Below are 20,901 nucleotides of genomic sequence, written 5' to 3'. Positions count from 1 at the left end.
GCGCGCGCATCGCCCCGTCAAGACAGGGCGCAATTATGCCAAGCCATCGGAGCGCGAGGCCTGCGCCGAGGAACGCCTGGCGCAAAAAAAAGTACTTCAGGATCCGGCACTGGATGCCGATAGCTGCTTCAGAGCCGAGTCAATGTCCCGCGAGCCCCCACCGGGCAAGGCAGGCACCCTCGGTCGTTAGCGACGTTTACCTCACTCATGCCAGATAGAGACAAAGCGCTCAGCATAGCCGACCCCCATCAGTTGTTCCGCAATTCGCTCGAGCAAGCCACCGATGCCGTCTTCATCCTGAACACGGACAACAAGGTGATCTTCCTGAACGCTGCTGCGGAGGCACTCTATGGCGCATCCCGTACGCAAGTCTTCGGCATGAACGTGGAGGCGCTCGTGCAAAAGCTGCCGGATGCCGACGCGCAGCGCGCCCAGCCCTTGCCCGCCGTCCGGATACTGAGACCGGATGGCGAACTTCGCTTTGGCCATGTCGCGGAATCCAGCACCCGCCTGGGCGACGTGACACTGCGCACGCTGCTGGTAAAGGTGGCCAACCACCCGGATGCCAGCCGCGACCATCACCCGTTGCTATCCGTCATTGCCGACGAGATCGACAGTGCCGTGCTGGTGGTCGATGCCGACTGGCACATCGTGTACGGCAACGCCGGGCTCACGCGCATGCTGGGCTACAAGCCCTGCGAGCTGAGGGGCAAGACCCCGCGCGAGATACTGGCCGGCGAGTTCACCGATCCCGGCGTGATGCAACGCTTGCATGCCCAGCGCTCATCCCCGGGCGGCGAGCGCCACGAGGCTCTGGTGTATGCGCGCGACGGCAGCGCACTCTGGGTCAGCGCCACCGTGCGCCATCTGGTCAGCGCGACCGGCGACCGGCATCACGCCATCGTCATCCTCTCCGACATCACCCAGCAGCGGACCTACGAGATGCTGCAGCGAAAGGTACTGCAAGCCATGGTGATGGAGCAGCCGCTGCCCGCCGTGATGGAATTGATCTGCGAAGAAGTACAACGCGTGGCACCCGCCGTGATCGCGTCCGTGCTGCGGGTGGCCGCCGATGGGCGCCTGCACCCGCTGGCCGCGCCTGGCCTGCCGCCCGAGTATTCGGCCGCGCTGGACGGCCTGACCATCGGGCCATCCGTGGGCTCCTGCGGCACGGCCGCCTGGCTGGGCGAGCCGGTGATGGTCAGCGATATTGCCAACGATCCGCTATGGGCGGATTTTCGTGATCTTGCCCTACCCCTCGGCCTGGCGGCATGCTGGTCCTATCCGATCAAGGCAAGCGATGGCCGCGTGCTTGCCACGCTGGCCTTCTACTGCCGCACCGTCCGCCAGCCCGACGCCTTCCACCAGCAGCTGGCCGAGGTATGCGCCTCGCTGTGCAAGCTCGCGTTCGAGCGCGAGGAAGCCGCCGAGCGGATCCTGCAGCTCGACCACTACGATTCACTGACCGGCTTGCCCAACCGCAGCCTGCTGCAGATGCAGGCCGGCACCCTGCTGCTCGCGGCGCGCTCGGCCGGCACCACGCTCAGCGTGCTGTTCGTCGACCTGGACCGCTTCAAGCATATCAACGACTCGCTCGGCCACGTCGGCGGCGACAAGCTGCTGCGCGAGGTTGCGCAACGCCTTAGCGCGCACGCCGGGGATACCGCGCTGGTGGCGCGGCTGTCGGGCGACGAATTCGCGCTGGTGCTCCCCGACTGCGACCGCACCCAGACCATTGCTGCGGGCAAGCGCATCCTGGCCGCGCTGCGCCAGCCGCTGCGCATCGACCACGCCAGCATTGCGCCCTCGGCCAGCATCGGCATCAGCATGTTCCCGGCCGACGGCGATGCGCTGGACTACCTGCTGCACTGCGCCGAGATGGCCATGTACGACGCCAAGGCCGCGGGGCGCAACTTGTTCCGCTTCTTCAGCATCGAGATGAACTGGGCCGCCCAGGAGCGCCTGGCGCTGGAGTCCGCGCTGCGCGACGCCCTGCTGGCCGAGGAGCTTCATCTCAACTTCCAGCCCCAGGTGTTCCTGCGTGATGGGCGCCTCTATGGCCTGGAGGTGCTGGTGCGCTGGCACCACCCGCACTTTGGGATGGTGTCGCCGGACCGCTTCGTGCCACTGGCCGAAGACAGCGGCCTGATTGGCACGCTGGACCGCTGGGTGCTGGAGCAATCGTGCGCGCAGCTAGCTGCCTGGCGCCGGGAAGGGCTTTCCGTACCCACGATCTCCGTCAATATCTCGCCCGCCAGCTTCCGCGACCCGGGGCTGCCTGCGCAAGTGGCCGAGACCCTGGCCCGCCATGGGCTGCCCGCCCAGGCGCTGGTGCTGGAGATGACCGAAGGGCTGCTGATGGAAGACGACGCGGGCCTCGCCGCCACCGTTGCCGCCATCCACGCACAAGGCGTGCGCTTGTCCATGGACGACTTCGGCACGGGGTATTCCAGCCTGGGCTACCTCAGGCAGTTGCCCGTGCACCAGCTCAAGCTGGACAAGAGCTTTGTGATCGACCTGGAAAGCGATGCCGCCGCCCGCGAGCTGGCCAGCGCCGTCATCCGCATTGGCGACAGCCTGAAGCTCGCGGTGATCGCCGAAGGCGTGGAAAACGAAGCCCAGCGGCGCTTCCTGCTATCGCAGGGATGCCATATGGGGCAAGGCTATCTGTTCTCGCGCCCGCTGGATGCCTTGGCGGTGGCGAAATGGATCGCCGCGCCGCAGGCGGTCGAGCGGCAGCCAGCGGAACATGGGGAGCGGCATTCCCGGCGTTGAATGAAGAGGCGGTGGCGGCTTAGGCCGGCGCCGCCCGCTGGCTACCTGGCGGCGGCGCGCTTTTCCAGCAACGGCTGGCTCACGCCCTGCACGCCCACCAGCCCGAGCACGGTGGTTAGCCCGACCTGGGCGCCTTCCCAGGCGTTGGTCGGGTCGTACCACTCATCGCGGGCATGGAAGCCGCCGGTCTTGCCACCGCTGCCGATGATGATGGCGGGAATGCCAAGCGACATCGGCACATTGGCGTCGGTGCTGCCGCCGCGCAGGCTGGGCGTGCCCTTGCCGTAGCCCTTGATGGCGCGCACCGCTGCCTGCACGATGGTGGCGTCTGGCGGCGTGCGGCCCGCCGGACGGTCGCCGATCAGCTTGACCTGGTAGGTGATCTGGCTGGCAGCGTCGGCCGGATGCCAGCGGCGGTTTTCCTCGGCAACCCCGGCCTCGATGGCCGCCATGATCTGCTTCTCGGTTTCCAGCAGCGATGGCGTAGCGTTGGAGCGGATATCCACCGCCATGCGCGCATCGCCCGCAATCGCGTTGACCGACGTGCCGCCGCCCACCGTGCCCACCGTGAATGTGGTCTTGGGATCCTCGGGCGGGCGCACGTCGCTCACCTTGGCAATGGCCCGTCCCATCGCGTGGATGGCGCTGGGCAGGCCGAAGGCGCCGAAGCTGTGGCCGCCCGGGCCACGGAACGTCACCTCATAGCGATGGCTGCCGGTGCCGAGCGACAGCACCCGGTCGCCCACGCCCGGCTCCAGCCCGACCATGCCGTCGATATCCGGGTGGTCGCGAAACACGGCCTTCATGCCGCGCAGGTTGCCCAGCTCTTCCTCGCCCACGTTGCCAACGAACACCAGGTCGCCCACGGTGCGCACCTGGTTGTCGTTGAGCACCTTGAGCCATGACAACAGGACTGTCAGCCCGCGCGTGTCATCCGAGATGCCTGGCGCATAGAGGCGGCCGTCGCGCGGCTTGACCGTGACATCAGTGCCTTCGGGAAAGACCGTGTCCAGGTGCGCCGAGATCAGCAGCTTGGGGCCGTTCCCGCTGCCCTTGCGGATGCCGATGGCATTGCCCTCGGCATCGATATGCGCATCGGCAAGGCCAAGCGCCTTGAGCCGGGAGAGGAAATGCTCGGCCCGTGCCTTCTCCTTGAACGGTGGCGCGGGGATCTCGGTCAGCGTCTTGAGATCGCCCAGCGAGCGCGCGTCATCCGCCTTCACGTCGGCCAGCACCTTCTTGACTAGCGGGGCGGCTTCGAGTGTGGCGTAGGTGCGCTCCACCACAGGCGAGACCGCAGGCACGGGGATGGTCTGCGCAACCGCGTGGGTGCCTGCCAGGGCAAGCCCCGCGAGCATCAGGGAAAGCGGACGGAACGGGACGGCAACGGATTGGGGGCGTGCTTGCATGGTGGGGCGATGGCTCCGGAAAGGACATGGCGGCATGGCGAACGGCACAGGCATCGGTTGTGGCCGGGCGAAGCCATATTCTGCCAGCGAGGCGGGAGATAGTGGGCTGCAAGAAGTGGGCTGCATGAGGCATCCATGTGCCAGGCAAGGTAATTGGATTACCATTCAATACCTGGCGGCAGGCCATGCCGCGCCAGTTGCCCGCCTTCCGGCTTGCCCGGTGTCCACGCTGCATAGAGGTTTTACCGAGGGTGATGTGGTAGAAGCAACGATTGAGATGTCCAGTCCTCACGGCCTGCAGGGCCGCAGGGCCACACGGCTGACCGCCACGGCCAGCCAGTTCGAGTGCAACATCCAGCTAAGCAGCAACGACTGCGCGGCGGACGCCAAGAATGTGTCCGAGGTCATGCGCTTGTCGGCGCGCGCCGGCCTGCGTTTGCACATCCAGGCCAGCGGCCCGGACGAGTCGGTGGCGCTGCGCGTCATCTGCGCCTTGCTGACCGACTAAGCGGCCGGCCCGGCAGTCAGCGACCATGCCCATCACCTACCTGCGCAACCTCACCGGACGGGTACGCAGCCCGCACGCCAACCGGCAGCTTGCCGGCTATCTCAGCTTTGTGGCCGGCGCCACCAACGCCGGCGGCTTCCTTGCCGTGCAGCAGTACACCTCCCACATGACGGGCATCGTCTCGGCCATGGCGGACCACCTGGCGCTGGGGCAGGTCGGGCTGATCCTGGAGGGACTTGGCGCGCTGCTGTCCTTCCTGGCGGGCGCGGCCACTTCCGCCGTGCTCATCAACTGGGCACGGCGCGAGCACCTGAACAGCGAATATGCCCTGCCGCTGATGCTGGAGGCCTTCTTGTTGCTGTGCTTTGGCTTGCTCGGCGGCAACCTTGGCAATCACCAATGGCTGTTCATACCCGCCACGGTGATGGTGCTGTGCTTCATCATGGGCCTGCAAAACGCCATGATCACCAAGATTTCCCACGCCGAGATCCGCACTACCCATATCACCGGGATGGTGACCGATATTGGCATCGAGCTTGGCAAGCTGTTCTACTGGAACCTCGCCAAATCCGACGAGGCCAGGCCGCCGGTGCTGGCCAACCGGTCCCGGCTGCGCATGCTGGCCATGCTGGTGGCGCTGTTCTTCTTCGGCGGCGTCGTCGGCGCGCTGGGCTTCAAGCATCTGGGATTCAGCGCCACGCTGGCGCTGGCGGCGTTGCTGCTGGTGCTGGCGTTCGTGCCGGTGGTGGACGATGTGCGGGCCCACGGCGCGCGGCTGACCGCCTACGGGCGCAAATGGGCGCGCGAGGTATTGCGCGATGTCCATGCCCTGTGGCTGGCCGCGCGCGACCCGCGCACCCCGTGGTACGCAAAAGCCGTGGCCCTGCTGGTGGCGGGCTACGCGCTGTCGCCCATCGACCTGATCCCCGACTTCATCCCGGTGCTCGGCTACCTGGACGATGTCGTGCTGGTGCCGCTCGGGGTCATGCTGGCCATCCGGATGATCCCGCCGGACCTCATGCGCGAGCACCGGGCCGCCGCCGTTGCGGCCGGGCAACGCCCAAGCAGCCGCGTGGCGGCCGCGGTCATCATCGTGCTGTGGATTGGGGGCACGCTTGTGATGGCTGCGCTGCTCGCGCGCTATGTTCCGTGGCTCCGAAGCAACTGATTTGCGATTCCAGGCCCTGAAGGTACGCGCGGACACATTGGTTTGCATTTGGCACGGCCGGTGCTACCTACAATCGAATTGTCGGGAGGCACATCCCGCCCATCACCGAGCCAGCAACGCATCATGCAGGACCAAGCCTTACCCCCCACCGTGACCTGCCTGCAGGGCCTGCGCGATCTCGCGGCCCTGCTCACCGCAGGCTCCCTGCTCCAGTCCGCCACCTTGCAGGTCATTGCCGAGTACGAACGGCACGCCCGCACCTCCGAAGACGAGTACTGCGCCCGACGACATAGCTGGGATTAGACTCGCCCCGGCAGCGCTGCCGCTCAGTGCTTGCATGCCAGCGGTGAACGCACGCCGCCGTCGCGCACCAGTGGCAGGATGGTTGGCGCCAGCGATTTGAGCAACTGCACGGACAGCGCGCTGGTGAAGGCATAGCGCGCGGCATAGGGCTCTTGCACGTACGCCGTGACGTTGCCGAAGTAACGGTCGCCAAGGAAAAACACGAAGGTGGCCGAGCGGCTGACCACGCGTGAGGAAATCAGCCTGCCGCCTGGCCCGTAGACTTCGTAGCGATGATCGCCCGTGCCGGTCTTGCCGCCCGCCACGATGCCGCTGCCAACCAGCGCCGACTTCAGCATGCCCGCCGTGCCCGAATCCACCACGCCGATCAGCGCGGCACGCACCACCTCGGTGATATCCTCGCTCAGCAAGCGCGTGCCCTTCTGCCCCAAGCCAAAGTCAGTCGCGTACGGCGTGCCCGCCGCAAATTCCAGGCTGCGCAGCGCCGTGGCCTGCTGGCGCACGCCATTGCCCTGCACGATGCCGACCAGCTCGGCCAACGCAGCCGGCCGGTCCCCCGCCGCGCCGATCGCCGAGGCATAGGACGCCGTGATCGCGCTGAACGGATAGCCCAGGCGCTGCCACCGGCGTGCAATCTCAACAAAGGCCTGGCGCTCCAGCTGGCTGCGGATGCGGCGCGTCTGGCCGCCGGGATGGCGGGTCTTGAACAGCCACGCATACACCTCCTGGCGTTGCTCGGTGCTGTCGCGCAAGGCTTCATCCAGGCTGGCATCGGGGCGCTGGCGCAGGTAATTGAGCAGCCATAGCTCAAGCGGATGCACGCGCGCCAGGTAGCCCCGGTCATTCAGCGAAAAACTGGTCGGTCCGTATTTGCTGTACAGCTTGGCCAGCTTCTCATCGGTCAGCCCCGCCTTGGGCAGGGTGGCGAGCATGACCTTGTTGAACTGCGCCGGATCGATGTCGGGATCGATGCTGCGCAGCGTCACCGCCAGCCCCACCGGCGAGAAGTGGCGGTTCTGGAGCACGCGCCTGGCCGCTTCCTGCTGGCTCATGCCGCGATACTTCCCGTAGAAGGCACGCAGGTAGTCGCTGCCCTCCTTGTCGGCAAAGCGCACCAGGTAGGCGCGGCGTTGCGGCGCGGCCGGATTGTTCAGCCAGTCGTCGGCATCGGGATGCAAGCGATAGGTTTCGTAGCGCACGATATCGCGCATCAGGCGGATAAAGACCAGGTTCACCGAGTGCTCGAACGCTTCGCGCACGGTCATGATCTTCATGTTTTCCCAGCGCTCGAAGTTGGTGAATGTCTGCAGCCCGCCCCCGGTAAAGAAGGCCTCTCCCGCGCTGCCGGAATAGCGGCGCAGCATGGCGGCTTCCAGCATGGCGCGGCGGCTCTTGTCGGGTGCGGCGAGCAGGTAGCTCAGTACCCACTGGGTCAGCGCATCCAGCTTGGCCGGCTTGATTTCGCGCAGCTCGGCGGCGGACATGCCGGCATATTTCTCGTGGAGCTCGGAGAGGATTTCCAGATAGGTCACCAGCGTGCGCAGCTTGGCGGTGGAGCCCAGGTTCAGCCGCGCGCCGCGGTTCAGGTCGAACGGCAGGTCCAGGTTGTCGGCTTGCACGCGCAGCAGGTTGGCGCCGTCGACCTTCTCGTAGAGCGTGAAGCTGATCGCCAGCTTGCCCGGGTCGTCGCCCTCGCGCAGCAGGTTGTGGCCGTACATCCCGAAACCATGCGCGCCGTCACGCGTGCCCGCCCGCAGCAGCGCCTCGGTGACCACCCGTTGCAGGCCCGTATTGATGGTGCTGTGGGCAGTCAGGTCGAGCCGGTCCAGCTCGTAGCTGCTGCCAAGGTCAAGATAGCGCAGCAAATCGGTGCGCACCCCGCTGATGGCCTTGCGCGAGATAAATGACACCTCCGGCCGGTCCAGCGCCGGGGCGCCCAGCGTCAAGGACTGGGCCAGCGAAGCGTCGCGCAGCCAGGGCGGAATGGCGCCGGCGGCCGAGAGCAAGCGGATATAGCTGTCGGTCAGTTCTACCAGCGTGGCTGTATCGCGCCGCAGGAAATGCGATGGCCCGCGCTGCGCAATGATCAGCGAGAGCGCTTGCTTGAACACCCGCGCCTGCCGCTGGCCGAGTTCGCCCTCGCCCTGTCCCGCGCCGGGTCCCGGCCCGGCGGCATTCGCCAGCAAGCGGTTGGCCTCGTCGAAGTCCTGCCCGTACCAGGCCCACAGGCCATCGCCCAGTCCGTTGACCTCGCCCAGGCCGGCCCGGGCCGAGAGTGGCACGGTGTTGAGGTAATCCAGCAGGATGCGCTCCCTGGCGGCCACGGTGTTCGGGCCGTCCAGGTAGGCGCGCATCGATGCGCTGGCCATCTGGCGCAGCTTTTCCTTGGGCGAACCGGTGCGGCCGGCGCGCGAATGCCGGTATTTCTCGATCTGGGTAGCGAGCGTGCTGCCGCCAGCGGCGTCGTGCTTATCGTTGAAGAAATGCACGCCCTGATCCAATGCGGCACGCGTGAAGCGCCGCACGTCCAGCGCGGGATTGCGCGTGGGAAATTCGGGATCGAGCAGATCGCGGTTCTCGATGAAGAGCAGCGCGTTCACGAGCAGGGCCGGAATGTCCTCGAAGCTGGCGTAGGTACGAGGCGGTGTGCGCCTGGCGCCAAATGGCAGGTCATTGCAGTCAAGCAGGTCCAGGCCGGCCTGGGTTTTCTCGTGATAGGGCGCGAACAGGCCGGAGTCCGTCAGTTCCAGCATGCGGTCGGACCACTGCGCCTGGCGTTCGCGCCGAAAGCCCCGCGCTTCCAGCAATTCGGTGAACTGCGGCATCCGGCTATAGCCGAAGCGCAGGTCATAGGGGCCGTCGTCCGGAAAGCGGATGCGTTCGCTCGGGCCGTCCTTTACCGCGAAGGCGACGTCTTTCGCCCGCCCGGCAAAGTAGCGCGCCTGCAACCGCGAGGTGGCAAGTTCCTCGGCAACGACGGCGCAAAGGAGGTAACCGCCCCCTACGAGCAGAGCCAATACCAGGAGCCTGGGCCAGACACGTCGACGCACGATTCAGGTCCATTTGCGAGGAAACCGGGGCTTTTCCCGGCGCGTCGGCCTATGCCGGGCGCCTGCTGGCAACGATGGCACTATTCCACCACTCTCGTCACAACGTATACCCTAGTCCAATGGGGCCTAACGCACAAAGTGCGCGTGCGCCATCCCGGCGTTTCCTGCTGTCTTCCCGCCATTTCCTGCCACGCGCCGCCGCTCCCGGCGCTCCCAGCGCTCCTGGTCCGCCTATACGCGGAACGCCGCGATAGCCTGGTTAAGCTGGCGCGCCTGGTCCTCCAGCGACGCGGCGGCAGCAGCAGCCTCCTCGACCAGCGCCGCGTTCTGCTGGGTGGACTGGTCCATCGACGCCACCGCCTGATTGACCTGCTCGATGCCGCTGCTCTGCTCGACTGAAGCCGCCGCAATCTCGCTCATGATGTCGGTCACCCGGCGGATCGCCGCAACCACCTCCTCCATGGTGCTGGCCGCGCGCCCGGCCTGGCCACTGCCCAAAGCCACATGCGCCAGCGACGTCTCGATCATGGACTTGATCTCGCGGGCCGCCCCGGCGCTGCGCTGGGCCAAGCCGCGCACTTCGCCCGCAACCACCGCGAACCCGCGCCCCTGCTCGCCGGCGCGGGCAGCTTCCACGGCGGCGTTGAGCGCCAGGATATTGGTCTGGAAGGCGATGCCGTCGACCACGCCGATGATCTCCGCGACCGTCCTGGCCGCCGTGCTGATATCGCCCATGGTGGCCAGCACATCGCCCACCACCGCGCCGCCCTGGCTAGCCACCTCGACCGCGCTGACAGCAAGCTGGCTGGCCTGGCGCGCGTTGTCTGCGTTCTGGCGCACGGTGGAGGTCATCTGCTCCATGCTAGAGGCGGTTTCCTCAAGCGAGGCAGCCTGCGCTTCCGTTCGGCTGGACAAATCCGAGTTGCCTGCGGCGATCTGCCGGGTGGCCGACGTGATCGCATCCGAGCCCCGGCGCACCCGCCCCACGGTCAGCGCAAGGCTGGCCTGCATGCGCGCGAGGCCCTCCAGCAAGCGGCCCATTTCATCGCGGCGGGTGACCTGCACCGGGTGGCTCAGATCGCCGGCCGCGATGCGGTCGAATTGTGTCAGCGCCTGCTCCAGCGGCCCAACGATGGCACGCAGCAGGAACACCGCGCAGGCGGCCGCGACCAGCAGTGCCAGCACGATCGCGGCAATCACGCCATGGCGGAAAACCCGGTACGCCACCTGCGACGCCTCGAAATTACCTGCCGCCATCTTGAGCTGGAACTGGCTCAGCTTCAGGCTGCTGTCGTTGGCGTCCCGAAACAGCCGGGACAGCTTGCCATCCATGATCTGGTCGGCCAGCGCGCGGTCCTTGGCGCGCAGCGCGGCGATGATGGCGGCGATGCCTTCGCGGTTGGCGGCCTCCCGCTTGGCCGACACGGCCACCGCGAGCTGGTCTTCCTCGCTGTCGCGCGGCAGGGCCATGAAACGCTTCCAGGCCTCATCAGAGCGCCGCGTGAGCTCTTCGGTGCGCTCCAGCAGGCCCGGGGCTTCCGGGCTGTCCGGGTATAGCATGGCGCGGTCCAGCGCGGTACGCGCCCGGGTGAGGCTCAGGTCCGCCTCGCCCAGCGCCAGGGCAGAGGCAAGCTGGTTCGAGTAAGTAGACTCATGGGCGTCGTTGGCGGCGCGCAAGCCAAGCAAGCCGGCCACGCCCACACCAAGCGCAAGCAGGAACAGCAGGGAGACGGTGGCAATGAGGCGGGCGCGGATGGTAAGGCTGGCAAGCATGTGAAAGAGGCCCGGATAGTGAAAGGCTGAAATGGCGCGCTGGGCGGAAAACCTGTCTATCGGTGAGGTGCAACAACAACTTGAGGCCGCGCCATCGGTTGTGCGCAAGACGGCACCTGAAGGGCGAATTCAGACACCGCGATTGATTTTGCGCAAACTTTCATGCGTCCGCGCGCCGGCTTCGGTCAAGTCCGGCCAAAGCCGTCCGTTAGCCCAGTGATCTCAAACCCCTGTTCCAGACGATGATGAAAAACCTGAGCGTGCGCACTGCCCTGCTGGCAGTCCTGGTGACCTTTGCCTGCATGATCGTGTTCGGCGCGGGCGTTGGCGTGCTCGCGCTGCGCGCCGCGGACCAGGCGACCGGGCGCGTGGAGCAACTCTCCGCCAGCGCCCTGCTGCTCAACGATGCGTACAAGGACATGACCCGCGCGCGCTCGGCGCTCGCGCGCGCCTACGCTTCGGCCCGCGAGGGCAGCACTGAAGTCAACGCCAGCGCGCTCGATGCCGCCGGCAAATCGCTCAAGCACTCAGCCGAGGCGTTGCAGCGCTTCGAGGCCGCGCCCGCGCAGGAAGGCCAGGACGATGCCCAGCGCCGACAGGTCGCGGATGCCGCTCGCCGGCATGCCGGCACGGTCGAGCGAGCCCTGGCCGCCTTGCGCGCGGGAGACCCCGCCGCCTACGCGGCGATCAACGACCGCGACATCACCGCCTCCGGGGCCGAGTATTCGGTGGGCGTCGAGCGCTTCCAGGAGCAAGCGAGCCAGTTGGCGCGGCAGGAAACCGAGACCAGCAGCGCGCGCTACCAGTGGGTGGTGCGGCTCGTGGTGGTTGGCATCACCGCCGCGCTGGGCCTGATCGTGGCGGTGCACCTCGGACTGCGCGCGGCCATCGTGGCACCTCTGGCCACGGCCGCCGAGCACCTCGACCGTGTGGCGCAGGGCGACCTGAGCCATCCCGCCGCGGCCGCCGGCAACAACGAGGTGGGCCGCGTGCTCGCCGCCGTGGCGCGCATGCAGGTGGCGCTGACGCGCACTGTCAGCCAGGTACGATCCAGTTCGGACTCGGTCAACATCGGCGCACGCGAGATCGCCGCCGGTAATACCGACCTGTCCTCGCGCACCGAACAGCAATCCGCGTCGCTCGAGCAAACCGCCGCCAGCATGGAAGAACTCACCTCCACGGTGAGCAACAACACGGAAAGCGCGCGCCAGGCCAGCGCGCTGGCCGCCGAAGCGGCGCGGCTGGCTACGCGCGGCGGCGACGACGTGCGCGGCGTGGTGCAGACCATGGGCGACATCAGCAGCAGTTCGCAACGGATCGCCGACATCATCGGCGTGATCGACGGCATTGCCTTCCAGACCAATATCCTGGCGCTCAACGCCGCCGTGGAAGCGGCGCGCGCGGGCGAGGCGGGCCGCGGCTTTGCCGTGGTGGCGGGCGAGGTGCGCGCGCTGGCGCAGCGCAGCGCCAACGCGGCACGGGAGATCAAGTCGCTGATCGACGACTCGGCCAGCAAGGTGGGTGCCGGCAACGCGCTCGTCGCCCAGGCCGGCCAGACCATGAGCGAGACCGTGGATGCCGTGGGCCGCCTGGCGCGGATCATGGAAGACATCTCGTCGGCGTCGCTGGAACAAAGTGCCGGCATCGTGCAGGTCAGCCAGGCGGTGACGCAGATGGAAGCCGTCACCCAGCAGAACGCGGCGCTGGTTGAGCAGGCAGCCGCCGCGGCCGGATCGCTGGAAGCGCAGGCGCGCCAGCTTGCCGAGGCGGTAGGTGCCTTCCGGCTCGCGCCGGCAGCCTGAGGGACCGCGGCGCCCCCCCAAGGCCAAGCTCAAGCCAACCTCAAGCCACCTTCACACGGCCGTGATGCCGCGCTGCAAGGTGGTCTTGAGCATGGAAAACACCTGCCGCGCCACCGGGTTGGCCGCATTGGGCCGCGCCCACAAGTAGTACGTCACATCGGGCAAGCGCGGCAGCCCGTCCTTGTCGCCCAGCACCCGCATGTCGGCGCCCAGCAGGTCGATGCTGCGCGCCGTGATCCCCAGCCCGGCGCGGATCGCCGCCTTGATGCCGATCAGGCTCGGCGCGAAATACGCCGCGCGCCAGGGCACGCCAGCCTCCTTCAGTGCATCCAGCGCCAGCTTGCGAAACAGGCTGGGCTCGTCAGCCAGGATCAGCGGCACCGTGCTGCCGCTCTCATAGGCGAAATCCGCCGCGCAAACCCAGATCGTGGGTGAGGTGCGCAAGACCAGGCCGTCCAGGCTGGTGTCTTCCCGGGTGGAAACGGTCAGGTCGATCTCCCCCCGCCGCAACGATTCCATCAGGAAGGGGCTGCGCCCCACATGGATCTCCAGCCGCAGGGCGGGCGACGCACGCGCGATATGCGACAGAATCGGCGGCAGGATCGTGTCGGCAACATCGTGCGGCGCCCCGATCCGCAGCGAGCCTGTCAGGTCGCCCTCGCGCAGCACGCGCAGCGCCTCGTCGTTCAGGTTCAGCAATTGCCGCGCGTATTCCACCAGCTTGTTGCCATGCCGCGTGAGCTGCTTGCCACGCCCCTGCCGCTCGAACAGCACCAGCGCCACCTGCTCCTCCAGCCGCTGCATCTGCTGGGTGACGGCGGACTGGGTGCGGTGCAACCGCTGCGCCGCGGCGCCGAAGGTACCGTGGTCGGCGATGGCCACCAACGTGCGCAAGAGGTCCAGATCGAGATTACGCATTCATTAGACTTGCTTAAGTATTTTCATGGGTGATTAAGTGGTTTCAGGTGCCGGGCTTCATTAAAGTGAAACCATGCAAGGTGATGTACCACCCCGTAAACCAAGAACCATCAAGACTCAGCAAGGATTCTAGAGACATGTCGATCGCACAACAACGCCAGGCCGCCGTCGGGGAGACGATTCAATCCATCAAGGAAATCGTGGCTAGCGGTGGCGTCACCCGCGAATCGCTGGCCAGCGTGCTGGGCCAGGTGGAGCAGCTCGCGGCCAAGCCGCACCTGTGGGCGCAGAGCGAATTCGCCCCGCCGGAGGAAGGCGAGCGCCAGGCCCGCTACCTGATCGCCGAAGACCCCGACCAGACCTTCGCGCTGTACCTCAACGTGATGCGCCCCGGCAAGCGCATCCCCCCGCACGACCACACCACCTGGGCCTGCGTGGCCGGCGTGGTGGGCACCGAGTACAACGACGTCTACCTGCGCACCGACGATGGCAGCGAGCCGGGCGTCGGCACGCTGAAGCACTCGCACACGGTGGAAGTGGGCCCGGGGTCGGGCATCGCGCTGCTGCCTGACGACATCCACTCGGTGGAGATCCGCGGCGAATCCGTGATCCGCCACCTGCACATGTACGGCCGCGCGCTGGAAACCCTGACCGGGCGCACCGCCTACGACCTCGAGACCGGCCGCTGCCAGGCCATGAGCGTGGGCGTCAAGACGCGCCGCTAAACGGCACCCGGGAGGTGCGGCGCTAAGCAACCCCCACCTCCCGGCTTCAGCCGAAGCCCATATCCAACGCATTTCCAGTTGCCTCCCGCCCGCGTGCGGCCAGGAGGCCTGGCCCCCTTCTTGCCTGAACAAACGCATGCCCGCCATCCTGAACACGCCCGACACCCGCAACACCCAGGTCGACCCGGTCACCCTCAAGGCCTGGCTGCACGACCAGGACGAGATTGCCCTGTTCGATATCCGCGAGCATGGCCAGTACGGCGAGGGCCATCCGTTCTACGCAGTGCCGCTCCCCTTTAGCCGGCTGGAACTGGATATCGGCCGCCTGGCGCCCAACACCGCGGCGCGCATCGTGCTGGCGGACAACGCCGACGGCGTGGCAGCGCGCGCCGCGCAGGCCCTGTCCACCCTCGGCTACACCCGCCTGTTCGTGCTGGACGGCGGCGTGCCGGGCTGGCAGGCCGCCGGTTACGCCTTGTTCGCTGGCGTCAACGTGCCCTCCAAGACCTTCGGCGAGCTGGCCGAGCACCATTACGGCACGCCGCGCGTCTCGGCCGCGGAGCTGGCGGCCATGCAGGCAGGCAAGCCAGCTCCGGTGGTGCTTGATGGCCGGCCCGTCTCGGAATTCCGCAAGATGAATATCCCCGGCGCCATCTGCTGCCCCAACGGCGAGCTGGCTTACCGGCTGCGCGACCTGGTGCCGGACCCGGCCACGCCGATCGTGATCAACTGCGCCGGCCGCACGCGCAGCATTATCGGCGCGCAAACCCTGATCAACTTCGGCGTGCCCAACCCTGTGTTCGCGCTGGAAAACGGCACCCAGGGCTGGTACCTGAACGACTACAAGCTGGAGCACGGCGGCACCCGGCGCTATCCCGACAGCGCCGCGCCTGCCGGGCTGGATGCCGCCCAGGCCGCGGCGCAGACAATGGCGGTGCGCTTTGCGGTGCCGCGCATCGATGCCGCCGAAGCGGGCGCGTGGCTGAACGACCGCTCGCGTACCACTTTCCTGTGCGACGTGCGCACGCCGGAGGAATACCGCGCCGGCTCAGTGCCCGGCGCCCAGAACGCGCCGGGCGGCCAGTTGATGCAGGCCACCGACCAATACGTGGGCGTGCGCCGCGCGCGCCTCGTGCTGATCGATGCCGATGGCGTGCGCGCCACGGTGGTGGCGAGCTGGCTGCGCCAGATGGGCCATGACGCCGTGGTGCTCGAAGGCGGGCTTGCGGCTGCGCTTGCCTGCGGCCTCGCCGCGCCCGCCGGCCCCGTGGCGCCCTCCCATGCCTTGCCGGGCATCGATGCCAGCTCGCTGGCGGCGGGCCTGGCCGGGCGGCAGCTGCTGGCGCTCGACGTGCGCGCCAGCATGGCGTATCGCGCCGGGCACGTGCCGGGCAGCCGCTGGTCGATCCGCCCGGTGTTTGCCCGCGACCTCGCTGGTGTGCCGCGCGACACGCCGATCGCGCTCATCGGCGATGACGATCAACCGGGTGTGGCCACGCTGGCCGCCGGCGAACTGGCCGCACTGGGCTACAGCGACATCAGGCTGCTCGCCGGTGGCACAGGCGCCTGGCAGGCGGCAGGCCATGCGCTGGCAAGCGATGCCGAGGATGGCGATGCAGCAAGCAGCCTGCCAGACGCGCGCTGCATCGATTTCCTGTTCTTCGTCCACGACCGTCACGACGGCAACAAGGAGGCCGCTCGCCGCTACCTGGCCTGGGAAACCAACCTGATCGGCCAGCTCGACGCCCAGGAACTGGCCACTTTCCGCTTCGCCTGATCCGCACAGCGTCCTTTCAACATGACCCGCCATCAGCGACCGAGCCCGTCACGCAGCCACCTCCCGCCTCTCGCGGCGGGCAACGGTACGCATGGCTGGCAAGGCGAGTCGCAAGGCATTGATTCCCATCCGGCTCGACGGTGCAGCGCCAAGGGGACGCCCCGGCACTCCGGGGACACAGGGCAAGAGGCAACAGCCGGTACGCCACAGCGGCCAGCGGGGCCAAAGAAGCCTGCCCAGCCGCCCTTCGCTCTGACATCTCTCTACATACACAGGGGTTTTTCATGTCACGCATCAAGCAAGTCCTGACCAGCACCTTTGCCACCGTCGCCACCGTCACCCTCGCCATGGCCGGCGCCTCCGCCAGCGCACAGCCGATGGCGCCGGTCGGCGGCTTTCCCTCGCAGCCGCTGCGCTTCGTCTCGCCGTTTCCCGCCGGCGGCGGCAACGATGCCGTCACGCGCATCGTCACCACGCGGCTCGGCGAAGTGCTGGGGCAGACCGCCGTCACTGACAACCGCGGCGGCGCCGGCGGCAATATCGGCACGCGCTTCGTCGCCGAGGCCAAGCCGGACGGCTACACCCTGCTGACCTCGCAGGTGTCGGTCATGGCCGTGAACCCGACGCTGTACAGCGCGCCTGGCTTCGACCCGATCAAGAACTTCATGCCGGTCACGCAAATCAATGCGGCGCCGCTGGCCATCGTGGTGGCAGCCAACGCGCCCTGGCAGACATTTGCCGAACTGGCCACGCAGGCCAAGGCCCAGCCGCAAAAGATCACCTTTGCCACGCCCGGCAACGGCACGCTCTCGCACCTGGTCGGCGTGGTGCTGGACAAGGATGGCGGCATCGCCTTGCAGCACGTGCCCTACAAAGGCGCCGGCCCGGCCATCAATGACCTGCTGGGCGGGCAGGTGAACGTGCTGATCACCTCGACCTCCTCGGTGGCGGGCTTTATCCAGGCCGGCCGCATGCGCGCGCTGGCGGTCACCAGCCCGCGCCGCCTGGGCGTGTTCGCCAAGGTGCCGACGCTGGAGGAGCTGGGCTACCGCAATGCCCGTTTCGAGGACTGGTACGGCGTATTCGCCCCCGCCGGCACCTCGCCCGAGCGCGTGGCCTACCTGAACCGCGCCATCCTGCAGGTACTGCAGATGCCAGAGGTGGTGAAGCTGATCAACGAAGGCGGCAGCGACGTGGTGGGCAGCAAGCCGGAGGCATTCGCCGCACAGCTCAAGGGCGACATCGCGCGCTGGTCGCAGATCGTCAAGCTTTCCGGCGCCCGCGTGGACTGATCCGGGCGCAGCCGGTGCAGGCGGCATGGCTCTTGCTGCTGCCTGCCACCACAAGTTGTCATACCAGCCGCGCCACCCTGGCGCGGCACCCCACCAGGCCAAGCCATGAAGCCCAGCATCCTTACCCACCTCGCGCACGCCGGCCGCGCCAGCGCCGTGGATGGCGGACAGCCCGTCAACCCGCCCGTGGTGCGCGCCAGCACCGTGTTGTTCGACTCGGTGGCACAGATGCGCGAGATGCGCTCGCGGCGCGGCAGCGAACGCCTGTTTACCTACGGCGCGCGCGGCAATCCCACGGCATTTGCGCTCGAAGACATGGTCACCGAGCTGGAAGGCGGCTACCGCACGCGCCTGTTTCCCAGCGGGCTGGCAGCCGCTGCGATGACGCTGCTGGCCTACCTGCGCCCCGGCCAGCACGTGCTGCTGCCCGATTGCGTGTACGAGCCGGTGCGCAAGCTGGCCGAAGGTTTCCTGGCGCAGCACGGCATCGCCGCCAGCTTCTACGCGGCCGATGGCCACGACCTGCAAGCCAGGCTGCGGCGCGAAACCCGGCTGGTGTACGTGGAGGCGCCCGGATCGCTGGCCTATGAAATGTGCGACCTGCCGGCCATCGCCGACATCGCCCACCGGCACGGCGCGCTGGTGGCGGCTGACAACACCTGGGGCTCCGGCCTGCTGTTCCAGCCCCTTGCGCTGGGCGCCGATATCTCCCTGATGGCCGCGACCAAATACCTGTCCGGGCATTCGGACGTGATGATGGGCACCGTCTGCACCCTGGAAGCCGCCTGGCCGGCACTCGCCGCAGTGGCCGACGCCTTCGGCATCAGCGTCAGCCCGGACGACGCCTACCTGGTCCAGCGCGGCATGCGCTCCCTCGGCGCGCGCCTGTCCCAGCACGAGCGCAGCGCGCTGGCGGTCGCACGCTGGCTGCGCACCCGTCCCGAAGTGGCGGAGGTCTTTTGCCCCGCCCTACCCGGTGACCCCGGCCACGCACTATGGCAGCGCGATTGCCGCGGCACCAACGGCCTGCTGTCGTTCTCGCTGCGCGCAGCAGCACCGGACGCCGCCGAACGCTTTATCGACAGCCTTGCACTGTTCGGCATCGGCGCCTCCTGGGGAGGCTTCGAAAGCCTCGCCGTGATCGCCGACATGCGCGGCGCGCGCAGCGTCACCGACTGGTCCAAGCGCGGCCAGGTGATCCGGCTGCATATCGGGCTGGAGGATGTGGACGACCTGCTGGTGGATCTGGCGCGGGGGTTCGAGGTGATTGGCGCCGGCCGGGTTGCCGGGCAGGCGTTGGAGGCGCGCCTGGATATGGCGTAGTGAACCAATCTGCGCCCTGTGCTAGCATTGCATGCATTGCTAGCACAGGAGATTGACATGGCGACATTGACCATCCGGAATCTTGATGAGGAACTCAAGGCACGTTTGCGCATGGAGGCCGCGCAGCACGGCCACTCGATGGAAGAGGAAGTTCGCGCCATTCTGCGGCGTGCGCTGAACAAACCCCCTGGCCCCGGCGCATTTGGAAGTCGACTGCGCCAGCGCTTCGCAAGCCTGTCCGATCCAGGGCTCGAGCTTCCCCCGCGCGACGACCAACCGCGAGCCGCGGATTTACCCGAATGATCGTACTTGATACCAATGTGCTATCCGAATTCATGCGAGGCCAGCCAGAGCCAGCGGTAATACGTTGGCTCGACCTGCACTCACAACATGAATACGCGATTACGGCGGTGACTGTTGCTGAACTTCTATATGGCATTGCCCGTTTGCCCGAAGGGCAAAGGAAAAGCGGGCTCCAGGAAGCGGCACTCCAAATGATCGCAGACGAATTCGCGGGCATGGTGCTTCCATTCGACGAACATACGGCCCCCCATTACGCCGCAGTCGTAGCTCAGCGGGAGCGATCTGGACGGCCCGTCAGCATGGCAGATGCGCAGATTGCAGCTATTTGCCGTCACCACGGCGCCGTGCTTGCCACTCGCAACGGCAAGGACTTCGAAGGAATAGGCCTGAGCTTGGTGAATCCTTGGCTCGAGTAACATCAAGCGTGTCAGCGCAAAGACTCAGCGCTACGTCCTGACCGTGGCCCTCGCAAGCCCACCTTGCGATCCGCCGCTTCGCACAGGCATACAATGCCGGCTTTTGCCCTTGCGCCCCGCGATGCCTGCACCCCTGACCGAAAGCTACTCCGCCGTTTTCTCGCCCGAGGAACAGGAGAGCTTCTACCGTCTCATCGCGTCGCGGCGCGACATGCGGCATTTCATTGCGGGCGCGTCGGTCGATGAGGCTGTCCTGATGCGCCTGCTGCGGGCCGCGCACAGTGCGCCCTCGGTGGGGCTGATGCAGCCGTGGCGCTTTATCCGCGTCGCCGATGCCGCCTTGCGGGAAGAGATCGCCGCGCTGGTCGAGGCCGAACGGCAAAAGACCGCCGTGGCACTGGGCGAGCGCGATGGCGAATTCCTGCGGCTGAAGGTGGAAGGCGTGCGCGAGTGCGCCGAGCTGTTGGTGGTGGCGATGGCACCGGATGACGGCACCGTGTTTGGCCGGCGCACCATGCCGCGCGAGATGGCGCTGTGCTCGGCGGCCTGCGCCATTGAAAACCTCTGGCTGGCGGCGCGCGTGGAGAACCTCGGGCTGGGCTGGGTCTCGATGTTCGCGCCCGACGCGCTGGCGGCGCTGTTGCGGTTGCCCCCGGGTGGCCAGCCTATCGCCATTCTCTGCCTCGGCCCCGTGCAGGCCTTCTATCCCGCGCCGATGCTGGAGCTGGAAGGCTGGCGCCAGGGCCGCCCGCTCGCGGACCTGATGTCCACGGACACCTGGGACCGGCCGGACGCCTGAAGCCCCATCTGGCCACTCAAGGCGCCACTGACGGCTCCCGCTTCATGCAGCGCAGCACGAAAGTGGAATGGCTGTGCCGCAAGCCCGGCAGCTTGTAGAGCTTGTGGCGCAGGAATTCCTCATACCCTTCCGTGCCCGCCACCGCTACCTTGATCAGGTAATCGTATTCACCGGTGAGCAGGTACGCCTCCATCACTTCCGGCAATTCGGCCAGCGCTTCGCCGAAGCGATCCAGCATGTCATCGTCGTGCCGGTCCAGCGTGACCTCGATCAGCACCGTATCGGGCAGGCCGAGCGCCTTCTGGTTCAGCAGGGCCGCATAGCCCTCGATTACACCGCTTTCTTCCAAAGCGCGCACGCGGTTCCAGCACGGCGTGGGCGACAAGCCAACCTGCTCGGCCAGCTTGAGGTTGGAGAGCCTGCCGTCGCGCCGCAGCGCACGCAGGATGCGGCGGTCGGTTTCGTCCAGTTTTGGGGAGGTTGCCATGTCTTCTGCCTACGATAAGGAAGGAATCACCATCAACTCTACCACTCACAGATAATTCATCTCCAAATTAATC

General features: G+C 67.2%; 17 protein-coding genes. 12 read left to right on the top strand and 5 right to left on the bottom strand.

All coding sequences use genetic code 11. From position 1 onward, the window contains the following. Window positions 1-207 precede the first annotated feature (207 nt). Window positions 208-2,775: a sensor domain-containing protein gene (locus AC1RQC_RS24295; protein ID WP_492371194.1), complete on the top strand. Its 2,568-nt coding sequence runs from the start codon at window positions 208-210 to the stop codon at window positions 2,773-2,775. A 41-nt stretch (window positions 2,776-2,816) separates the two neighbouring features. On the opposite strand, the gene AC1RQC_RS24290 is transcribed toward AC1RQC_RS24295, so the two are convergent. Further along, entirely contained in the window at window positions 2,817-4,184 is a 1,368-nt protein-coding gene (locus tag AC1RQC_RS24290) for a M20/M25/M40 family metallo-hydrolase (protein ID WP_492371193.1), read from the bottom strand. A gap of 220 nt (window positions 4,185-4,404) precedes the next feature. On the opposite strand from AC1RQC_RS24290, the gene AC1RQC_RS24285 reads away from it, so the two are divergent. The 3 genes from AC1RQC_RS24285 to AC1RQC_RS24275 all read left to right on the top strand — a co-directional run bounded on the left by AC1RQC_RS24285 (window position 4,405) and on the right by AC1RQC_RS24275 (window position 6,163). Then, the gene (locus tag AC1RQC_RS24285; RefSeq protein ID WP_492371192.1) at window positions 4,405-4,692 is read left to right on the top strand and encodes an HPr family phosphocarrier protein; all 288 of its coding nucleotides are present in this window, start codon (window positions 4,405-4,407) and stop codon (window positions 4,690-4,692) included. A gap of 25 nt (window positions 4,693-4,717) precedes the next feature. Beyond that, window positions 4,718-5,860, top strand: coding sequence for a DUF1275 domain-containing transporter (locus tag AC1RQC_RS24280; protein WP_492371191.1), 1,143 nt, complete (start codon window positions 4,718-4,720; stop codon window positions 5,858-5,860). Window positions 5,861-5,983: 123 nt separating this feature from the next. Beyond that, entirely contained in the window at window positions 5,984-6,163 is a 180-nt protein-coding gene (locus AC1RQC_RS24275) for a hypothetical protein (protein ID WP_492371190.1), read from the top strand. Window positions 6,164-6,186: 23 nt separating this feature from the next. Here the strand turns inward: AC1RQC_RS24275 and AC1RQC_RS24270 are convergent, their stop codons facing one another. After that, window positions 6,187-9,180 carry a transglycosylase domain-containing protein gene (locus AC1RQC_RS24270; RefSeq protein ID WP_492811883.1) on the bottom strand — a complete coding sequence of 998 codons (2,994 nt, stop codon included), beginning with the start codon at window positions 9,178-9,180 and terminating at the stop codon, window positions 6,187-6,189. 264 nt (window positions 9,181-9,444) lie between these two features. Continuing rightward, window positions 9,445-10,986, bottom strand: a complete 1,542-nt coding sequence (locus tag AC1RQC_RS24265) for a methyl-accepting chemotaxis protein (RefSeq protein ID WP_492371188.1) — start codon at window positions 10,984-10,986, stop codon at window positions 9,445-9,447. Window positions 10,987-11,231: 245 nt separating this feature from the next. On the opposite strand from AC1RQC_RS24265, the gene AC1RQC_RS24260 reads away from it, so the two are divergent. After that, the gene (locus AC1RQC_RS24260) at window positions 11,232-12,788 is read left to right on the top strand and encodes a methyl-accepting chemotaxis protein (protein WP_492371274.1); all 1,557 of its coding nucleotides are present in this window, start codon (window positions 11,232-11,234) and stop codon (window positions 12,786-12,788) included. Between the two features lie 51 nt (window positions 12,789-12,839). Here the strand turns inward: AC1RQC_RS24260 and AC1RQC_RS24255 are convergent, their stop codons facing one another. Continuing rightward, entirely contained in the window at window positions 12,840-13,706 is an 867-nt protein-coding gene (locus AC1RQC_RS24255; protein WP_492884857.1) for a LysR substrate-binding domain-containing protein, read from the bottom strand. A 137-nt stretch (window positions 13,707-13,843) separates the two neighbouring features. Here AC1RQC_RS24255 and AC1RQC_RS24250 point away from each other — a divergent pair, with 137 nt between their 5' ends. From AC1RQC_RS24250 to bluB, 7 genes are all read left to right on the top strand, one after another. Beyond that, entirely contained in the window at window positions 13,844-14,431 is a 588-nt protein-coding gene (locus AC1RQC_RS24250; RefSeq protein WP_492371186.1) for a cysteine dioxygenase family protein, read from the top strand. 136 nt (window positions 14,432-14,567) lie between these two features. Continuing rightward, a complete protein-coding gene (locus AC1RQC_RS24245; protein WP_492884855.1) occupies window positions 14,568-16,208 on the top strand; it encodes a rhodanese-like domain-containing protein in 1,641 nt (546 codons plus the stop codon). A 284-nt stretch (window positions 16,209-16,492) separates the two neighbouring features. Continuing rightward, window positions 16,493-17,500 (top strand): Bug family tripartite tricarboxylate transporter substrate binding protein, encoded by a 1,008-nt coding sequence (locus AC1RQC_RS24240; RefSeq protein ID WP_492811876.1) that lies wholly within the window; start codon window positions 16,493-16,495, stop codon window positions 17,498-17,500. Between the two features lie 105 nt (window positions 17,501-17,605). Further along, entirely contained in the window at window positions 17,606-18,823 is a 1,218-nt protein-coding gene (metC, locus tag AC1RQC_RS24235; RefSeq protein ID WP_492884853.1) for a cystathionine beta-lyase, read from the top strand. A gap of 57 nt (window positions 18,824-18,880) precedes the next feature. Then, the gene (locus AC1RQC_RS24230; RefSeq protein WP_492371182.1) at window positions 18,881-19,126 is read left to right on the top strand and encodes a FitA-like ribbon-helix-helix domain-containing protein; all 246 of its coding nucleotides are present in this window, start codon (window positions 18,881-18,883) and stop codon (window positions 19,124-19,126) included. After that, window positions 19,123-19,542: a type II toxin-antitoxin system VapC family toxin gene (locus tag AC1RQC_RS24225; protein WP_492371181.1), complete on the top strand. Its 420-nt coding sequence runs from the start codon at window positions 19,123-19,125 to the stop codon at window positions 19,540-19,542. Before AC1RQC_RS24230 ends, AC1RQC_RS24225 begins: the two co-directional genes overlap by 4 nt. 121 nt (window positions 19,543-19,663) lie before the next feature. Next, a complete protein-coding gene (bluB, locus tag AC1RQC_RS24220) occupies window positions 19,664-20,341 on the top strand; it encodes a 5,6-dimethylbenzimidazole synthase (protein ID WP_492371180.1) in 678 nt (225 codons plus the stop codon). 16 nt (window positions 20,342-20,357) lie between these two features. On the opposite strand, the gene AC1RQC_RS24215 is transcribed toward bluB, so the two are convergent. Continuing rightward, a complete protein-coding gene (locus tag AC1RQC_RS24215; protein ID WP_045240794.1) occupies window positions 20,358-20,828 on the bottom strand; it encodes an Lrp/AsnC family transcriptional regulator in 471 nt (156 codons plus the stop codon). Window positions 20,829-20,901: the final 73 nt, after the last annotated feature.

The sequence above is a fragment of the Cupriavidus sp. GW822-FHT03E04 genome (assembly GCF_058801495.1).
The sequence above is the reverse complement of the archived record's forward strand: the minus strand, read 5'-3'. Positions and strand labels throughout refer to the sequence as shown.